This is a genomic window from Acinetobacter sp. UBA3132 (genome assembly GCF_002364825.1).
GTDB lineage: Bacteria > Pseudomonadota > Gammaproteobacteria > Pseudomonadales > Moraxellaceae > Acinetobacter > Acinetobacter schindleri.
In genome coordinates, this window is record NZ_DEZM01000186.1 from 1 (window position 1) to 273 (window position 273).

Consider the following 273-nt stretch of genomic DNA (forward strand, 5'->3'; position numbering starts at 1 on the left):
CTGCATCCTGATAGTTATAAGTAGCATTATTACGGGCACGCTCATGCTGAACTTCAACATCGGTAAAGCTGAGTTTTAATTCACCATCGGCTTTTTTAGGAATATTAAAAGTAACTGTTGAATATTTGTCATTAAATTCATTTTGGAAACCTGCCCAGCTCTTGTTCAATGCAGTAAGTAGAAGGGTATCATCAACACCTCTTTCGCGACCTTCACCGCGATTTTCGCGCTGACCTTCGCTTTGTGGACCGCGTTCGCCTGCACCTTCACCAC

The 273-nt window shown here is 43.2% G+C and carries 1 pseudogene; it reads right to left on the reverse strand.

From position 1 onward, the window contains the following. A pseudogene (locus tag B4033_RS09990) lies at positions 1-273 on the reverse strand (hypothetical protein); the annotation flags it as partial.